The 7,667-nt window shown below is 41.8% G+C and carries 4 protein-coding genes; 1 reads left to right on the top strand and 3 read right to left on the bottom strand.

Annotation, left to right across the window (positions count from 1 at the left end; genetic code table 11):
- Window positions 1–106: 106 nt before the first annotated feature.
- Window positions 107–2,593 carry an ABC transporter permease gene (locus B3763_RS03525; protein ID WP_286743749.1) on the bottom strand — a complete coding sequence of 829 codons (2,487 nt, stop codon included), beginning with the start codon at window positions 2,591–2,593 and terminating at the stop codon, window positions 107–109.
- Window positions 2,594–2,997: 404 nt separating this feature from the next.
- Entirely contained in the window at window positions 2,998–4,209 is a 1,212-nt protein-coding gene (locus B3763_RS03520; protein ID WP_286743746.1) for a DEAD/DEAH box helicase, read from the bottom strand.
- Between the two features lie 94 nt (window positions 4,210–4,303).
- Between B3763_RS03520 and B3763_RS03515 the strand changes: the two genes are divergently transcribed.
- Window positions 4,304–4,531: a heavy-metal-associated domain-containing protein gene (locus B3763_RS03515; RefSeq protein ID WP_286743744.1), complete on the top strand. Its 228-nt coding sequence runs from the start codon at window positions 4,304–4,306 to the stop codon at window positions 4,529–4,531.
- A 67-nt stretch (window positions 4,532–4,598) separates the two neighbouring features.
- Here B3763_RS03515 and B3763_RS03510 read toward each other — a convergent pair whose 3' ends face one another.
- A complete protein-coding gene (locus tag B3763_RS03510) occupies window positions 4,599–7,502 on the bottom strand; it encodes a T9SS type A sorting domain-containing protein (RefSeq protein WP_286743743.1) in 2,904 nt (967 codons plus the stop codon).
- Between the last annotated feature and the right edge of the window lie 165 nt (window positions 7,503–7,667).

The following is a 7,667-nucleotide window of genomic DNA, read 5'->3' as shown; positions in this document are numbered from 1 at the left end:
GTACCGGGGGTTCGAATCCCCCTCTCTCCGCCACAAAAAAAGGCTTCCAATCGGAAGCCTTTTTTTGTTTCTGCAGTGAGACGCCAGGCGCCCTATATGCATGGCATTACTCATACCTCAAAGCCTTCACCGGATTTTGCTGTGCAGCTTTTAAAGAGTGAAACGCCACGGTGAGGAAAGCAATAAGCAGGGCTAAAGTACCGGCTATGGCAGCGGCTCCAACAATCACTGTCTGCAAATCCATAGTATATTGAAACACCTGTAGCCAGTTTTCAATAAGCCAGTAGGCGGCAGGGGTGGCAATTACAAAACCTACTATTACCAAAAGCATTATATCTTTGAAAATAAGATATACCAATTGAGGTATAGATGCCCCAAGCACTTTTCTAACCCCAATTTCCTTTATTCGGGTGGCCGTGGTATAGCTGGAAAGCCCCAAAAGTCCCAGACAGCTAATGAGTATGCAAATGTATGAAAGCGAAGCAGTGAGCTGGCTTTGACGTTTGTCTGATCGGTATAGATTCTCTGCCTGCGTGTCGAGCAGACCATATTCAAACGGATGACTAGGATCTAGTTCGGCATATTTGTCTTCCAGATAGTCCAGGGTTTGTTGCAAACTGCCATCTTTGGCATGTACCACTACCGAAGGGCTAAATTGTGCAATAGCACCGGCTCCGAAACGCTCATAGCGAAGAATAATGGTTGGTTCTACCTTCATGTGAAGGGAGAAAGCATTAAAGTCTTTGACAACACCAATAATTCGGCTTGGATTGGCCTGTTGCCCGGCATTCTGAACACGCTTTCCAATGGCCTCTTCTGCATTGGCCCAACCCTGATACTGCACCATGGATTCGTTGACCAATACGCCTTGCGTTAAATCGGTAGGAATGTTTTCGTCATAATCGCGGCCGGCTACCAGTTCCATTTCCATGGCGTTTATAAAGTTTTCACCCACAAACATCACGTTATAGGTGTCAGTTTTTAGTGTGGTATCGGCTTCTTCAACCATCATCACCTGCCGGCCACCACCAATTAGCCTATTACCTACAGAGTTGGCATTACTGGCGCTTAAACCGGTAGTGGTGGTTACATCAATAATGTTCGGGTTTTCCTTCAGCTCATTCTGAATCACATCCAGTCTGCGTACCAGGGAGGTGTCGCGTGTAGGAATAATAATCATGTTGTCTTTGTTGAATCCCAGGTCCTTATTTCGCATATAGCTGATTTGGTTGCTCATGAGTAAAGTGGCAATCACCACACCGATGGAAACAAAAAACTGGAAGGCTACTAGTACTTTTCTTAAGAACACACTTCCTGGGCCCGATTTTACAGAGCCTTTCATGGCTGTAATAACAGAAATTGACGATAAGTAGAAGGCAGGATAGAGGCCGGAAAGTACCCCGAGCAAAATGGTAATGCCCAACGAGCCAAACAACAGAAGAGGGTTTTCTCCCCAGTTGAGGCTAAGGTTTTTGTCGAGTACAGAGTTGAGATTTGTACCCATTAACAATAGATACACAAGACCTATTGCCAGAATCAGTGCACAAAATGTAATGAGTATAGACTCACTCAAAAATTGCGAAACCAGTTTGCCTTTTGAAGAACCCATTACTTTTTTAATACCCACCTCTTTCGATCGTTTGGTGGCTCTGGCCGTTGCCAAATTCATATAATTGATACTTGCCAGCAGGAGCACAAACAAACCTATAGCTATAAAAGCCTGTGTGTAAGCTTTGTTGCCTGTGGCAAGATCATACTGCACCTTTGAGTTGAAGTGTACTTCGTTGAGTGGTACTAGCCTGGGTTCAAAGCTGGCTTCTCTAAGCGATGGTGCAAACTGGCGAATGGGTGCCATGTACTTATCGAAGAGCTGTGGAAACCGGTTGTAAATATTGCTTACCTCATAATTCTTGGGCAGAAGCACATACGAGTAGGTGCTCACATTCCACAATTGCCCTGTGCGTTGTTGTGCATTTAGTGGAGGTTGGCCGGAAGTAATGGTAGTATAAGAAATGAGTCCATTAAAGCGCAAGTGCACATTGTCAGGCAAATCCTTGATAATGCCCTTTACAGTAAAGGTGTTTAAATCAGTTTTAACCAGTTCATTGAGCGGGTTTTTATCGCCAAAAAGTCGCTTGGCAGTGCTCTCTGTTAATACAAGGCTACGAGGCTCTACAAGAGCTGTTTCGGGGTCGCCTTGTATGAATTCGTGAGTGAACAAACGGAACATGGCCGAGTCGGCAAAGTACATGTCGTCTACATAAAAGCTGTTGTCATCAATTCTGAAGAGAATTTGCCCTGCACTTTGTACCCGGGTAAAAGCCTGGATTTCAGGAAACTCCATCTTCATGGTTTCGGCCAAAGCCTGAGAGGTTAAGGCAAATTCATCGTTTTTTGGCGGAATGTAGAATTTGGATTCTATTCGGTAAACCTGATCCCATTTTTCATGATGCTTATCAAAAGTCAGGTCGCTCTGCACATATAGCAGAATAATAATACTTACGGCCAGCCCCAGGGCTAGCCCAAAAATATTTAGGAATGCATAGAACTTGTTGTTCAGCAATACCCGAAAAGCGTAGGCAAGATTTTTCATAGTTGTTGAATTGAGTATGACCAAATGAATCTTTGCAGAAGACGATAAGGATCCCCGCTTTGTTCGTAGCAAAGGAGACCTCACAAACCTCTTACGCATTCAATATTCTACAAAAAGGGTTTTCGAAGCGCTTAAAAATGAGGAGTGATTCAATATTCCGGCTGTACGGCAAATGAATCTATTGATAGTTGATGCTCAGCCAGGTATGGTCGGCATTCGGGTGGAGTGTGAATTTGGAATTTGTACCCACTAAGGACTGCCAGGCAGGTTGCTGAGATGAATTTTATTAACCAGATTAATAATTGAATAATAAGGTTGAGAGTTCATCTCGAACACCAATGGTTATGTGAGTCAAAACGTTTATCGGAGAGCCCTCTATATGGGGTTAATGGAAAGGAGGGGGGCTACCTCCTTTTTCCTTTTCTAAATGGTTTTCTGCCCCCCCTGTGATTGCCTCTCGACTTGGGGTTGTATTCAGGGCCGGGTCCCACATGCTCAGGCGGTTGTATTTTTCTTACCTCCATTTCCATCATTTGCTCTATTCGGGCAAACTTATACATGTCGTCTTCATTGATAAACGTAACGGCTTCACCTTCTGAGGCTGCCCGTGCGGTTCTTCCAATACGGTGAATGTAATCTTCCGGGTCGTTGGGGGCATCGTAGTTAATCACCATATCGATGTTGTCTATATCGATGCCTCTTGAAATTACATCGGTGGCCACCAGCATTTGCAGTTTGCGATTCTTAAACTGCCGGAGAATGTCTTCACGCTCCTTTTGCTCCAAATCACTCGAAATCTCTTTAGCGTCCAGCCCTTCTTTTTGCAGGGCTTTGGTGATCTCGCGCACTTTCAGTTTTGTAGACGCAAATATGATAAGGCTAGGTACATCGTTGTATCTGAGCAAATGCTTTATGGTCTCTATTTTTTGACTGTCGTGAGCCAATACAGCAACTTGTGTAACTCGCTCTGCCGGTTTAGAAATAGAAATATTTACCTCCTTAGGGTCGGTAAGAATCTCTTTGGCCAAGCTTCTTATTTTGGGTGGCATGGTGGCCGAAAAGAGCAGGTTCTGGCGTTTTTTGGGGAGAAAGGAAATTATTTTCTTGATGTCATCAAGAAACCCCATGTCCAACATTCTGTCAGCTTCATCCAATACCAGGTTTTGTACCTGCTTCACATTTGCATAGCCAAGGTTGAGGTGCGATATAAGCTTGCCCGGGGTGCCCACAACTATGTGAGCCCCTTGCGATAAGGCACGTTTTTCTTGTGTAAAAGAGTCTCCATCGCCTCCGCCATAAATGGCTATGGAGCTCACCCCCGTAAAGTAGCTAAGCCCCTGTAACTGCTGATCGATCTGGATGGCCAGTTCGCGGGTTGGACAGATGATTATAGAGTTGATATGATCATCTTCAATTTTTTGAGCACATATTTTGTGCATAAGAGGTAACAAAAAAGCGGCAGTTTTGCCCGTTCCGGTTTGTGCACAGCCAATAAGGTCTTTTCCTTCGATTATAGAAGGAATGGCCATTTCCTGAATGGGGGTAGCTTTTTCAAAGCCTATGGCATCTAAGCCGGCTAGTACATCTTCATGTAAGTTGAGTTCTGCAAAGGTCAAAGCGTGAACTATATTCGTGAAAGATTCGTATCGCTTGGTGTAAAGCGACTATACTTATTATATGCTGTAAATCTACACAAATGAATTATATAAAATGAAGAAGTCTGTTTTTAAAACGAATATCAACTGTGGAGGCTGTGTCGCCACAGTTACACCTTTTTTGGAAAAGGCAAATTCAGTAAAAAGATGGGAAGTAGACACTAACTCGAAGGAAAAGAAGCTTACAGTAACTGGTGAATATCTTGACAAAGCAGAGGTAATCAACCTGGTAAAGGAAGCAGGCTTTGAGATAAAGGCGAAGAAGGGGTTGTTTAGGTTATAGTGTCTGGAATTGAAAATGATATGGGCTGTGGATAATTATTACAGCCCATATCAAGTAAGCTTATTAACTAATTGATAATTACATGTTTCGATACAGATTTCCCTCTACTTGATACTCTAAGAATATATTGTCCTTTTCTGAATTGCTTAGCCGGTATTTTGATATTTCTATTCTTTACTTTTTTACTGAAAACTATTTCCTGATGGTGATTGATGAGCTGGTAGAAGAACTCTTCCTTTTCTTCAATATTGGAAGTTTTACTGATGACTTTTACCTGATCATCCTTATCAAGATCCGAAACTTCTACTTCCATTTCATCACTAGATGGGTTGGGGTAGACCATTAGAGAGAGGCCACCGAAACCACCACCTCCATCACCGATGTTAATGACATAGAACTGGCTAAAGGAATAGCACCCATTATCGGCTGTAACGGTTAGAGTGTAATTTCCTTCATTCGTGGTATAAAAAGTAGCTTGGTTTCCATTGCCGGCCCATTGTATATTGGTTGGGAATATGTCCCAAGAATAAGTTACGTTCGGTGCATCTGAAAACACCGTTATGGTTTGAGTACTTGGCGAAGCAGGGTAACTGTAGCTTCCGCCAAAATAATTTTTGGTTCCATCGGGATTCAGCGTGTAAATACTTGGTGGGCCAGCCCAAACATTTTTAGTTATACTTACATCTCCGCAGGCAGTTGAAAATGTTGCTGTTATGGTTCTAAAACCACCTGAGTCAAATTCACTTAAGGTACTTTTGATAGAAGCAGTATTACCACTTGAAGATACAATCTGTAGTCCGCTCTCAACTGACCAGCTAACAGTGGACCCAGAAGGTGGACTGATAGTTGAGTAGGTAGAAGCTGTGGTACAGGCCTTAGAACTTCCACCAATAGTGCTGGAAGATACATAACACAGGTTAAGACATTCGGCAGTTAAGCTTCCTCCGTTTAGTGCATCTAATAGAAAATTAGCATTCCTATAGGTGAATTGTGTATGCGTTTCATTATTCTGAAATCCTGTTACATAGTAATCGAATGGGCTGTTTTTGGGAGATGAAGGAGGAGAGGCAGGGTTATAGGCACTGTATAGGTCGTTTGAATTAAGTGTAACATTGCCTCCTCCAATGTCTAGAGAACTTACAGTGGGAATAAAACTAAATTTGTCTTGATCCATGAAATTTAGAATATCTTGAGGTATGTTATTTCCACCAAAAGTTGCTAAACTATATACACCTGCACCTGGATTATCAGTAGGTAGCATAGAGGAGAGAGAGTTCAAGCTCACACTGGTTAGAGTTGTTGTTTGATTAATGATACCCAGAATTTTCTTTTTGATTTTGATGTTACCTGAATATACCTGGCTCACTTGCTGATTTGGGATTGCTTTAGCTAGAAAATTGAATTTTAGTTCTCTACCTAGTGCTAACCAATCCGTTAAACTAACATATCGTGAGCTTTTGTTCAAGGAAGCATAACTTAGTAAATAATTAATAAATGGGCCTGCCATACCTAGATCAGAATTATTGAAGTTCATGAGTTGGTCTCCTGCGCTGAATCCTATATCCCCTCCACATTCATTGCCATTTGATATAGCAACATTTTGAATGCCCCATCTTGAGGGATATCCATTGGCTCCTGACATACCCTGATTTTTGAGGTCTTGGATAAAACTATTATGATCAGCAGAACTTATGCTTAGTGAAGAAGTACCCGAAACGTAGTTCTTAAGCATCTGCTTGGCAGCTTGAGAATTAAAAATACCTTCAGCAATGCTCACATCTACAATATCTCTAATATTGATTGTCTTAGGTGTTACCCCCAAAATACCTACGTTGAATGATAGATTAGTCAAGTGCCTAAAAGCGGCTTGCAAACCCACTGGTACATTGGCTCCCTGGTGTGGGGTATCCATAGAAATATACAAATCTGTTCCATGGTTAATGTTTCTATCTTCCATATCGCTCAGAGCATAACGCGCAACCAAGCCTCCCATGCTGATACCCATTACTTTATTTTTAGCAGTACTGTTATTGACTACTTTTTCTGCATTTACCCATTTAATTACTTCCTGGAGTAAGTATGCATTGCGCTGAATATAGGTAGTGGAGTTGTTGAAATTCAGAAAAACGATATCATATCCCTCGACATAATGAAGCTCATGGAATAAGGTGGTTGAATTGAAGGCAATTCCCAACCCGCCAACTTGGTCGGTAAGAATATCTGTAAAATTAAATGTATTGGTAGGATCAAATCCCTCCACAATAATCAATGGTTTCTTTATGCCCGTATTGCCCGCAGCCAAATCTACTGTAACTCTTCCTGTTGCATAGGCTCCTAAGTAAGTTGAAGGTGTATATGCACCCCCTGTGTGTGGAAAGTTTTGATGGAATATGCTGCCGGCAGGGTATATTGTAGAATATGGAGTACTCGAGGTTTCACTCACATAAATCTTAAAATGACTATCAGCCACACTGCTATCTGAAAAAGTGAACTTCAGTTTGATTGTCTTTTCTCCATCAGTAGTATAATTTGCAGTTATCTCTCCGTTCCATGCTACAGTTCTATAGCCTAAACCATCATCCAAATCAACTTGCCTTGCTGTTACCGTCTTGGTAGAGTTACTATAATAAAGAGCATTTCGTAGCTTAAATGTTTGGATACTCCCCGTTAACTCATTTTTGGTAGGAGCTGCGGCAAAGGTTTTATCAAGATTATAAGGAGAACTGGGGCGTCCCGAAACATCGTAAAGTTTATTGTTACTAATATAAAGGAGGTTGCTACTCAGAGCATTGCTCTTTATTTTATTATATTCATAAAACAGAGTTGTAATATTTGTTTTTCCAACATCTGTGCTGTTGTAGCTTTCAATAGATCCCTTGACTGCAGAAGTGCTAGGGAAAGTGTAGGCAGTGCTTTTAATCTCTTGAGACATCATGGTGGCATAAAGCAAAGCCCATTCTGTGGCTGTCATGTAATTGTTAGTAGTAAGTGTTCCATTATAGTTTGTAGGTTCACTTAGATTTACGCCATAGTCCCATAACAATCCGGTAGTAATTTCTGTCTTATTGAGGTTTTCAAAAACCGGGTTAATGGCATTTCGATAAGCATCGGTTTGAGCATTTAGGGCAATGGTTAG

This window comes from Roseivirga sp. UBA1976, from assembly GCF_002336325.1.
GTDB classification, from domain to species: Bacteria; Bacteroidota; Bacteroidia; order Cytophagales; family Cyclobacteriaceae; genus Roseivirga; species Roseivirga thermotolerans.
Note: the sequence above shows the minus strand (reverse complement) of the source record. Positions and strands in the feature narration are given on the sequence as shown.

Coding starts and splice junctions, on each gene's coding strand:
- B3763_RS03525 (WP_286743749.1), bottom strand. CDS start 2,593: ATGAAAAATCTTGCCTACGCTTTTCGGGTATTGCTGAACAACAAGTTC.
- B3763_RS03515 (WP_286743744.1), top strand. CDS start 4,304: ATGAAGAAGTCTGTTTTTAAAACGAATATCAACTGTGGAGGCTGTGTC.
- B3763_RS03510 (WP_286743743.1), bottom strand. CDS start 7,502: ATGACAGCCACAGAATGGGCTTTGCTTTATGCCACCATGATGTCTCAA.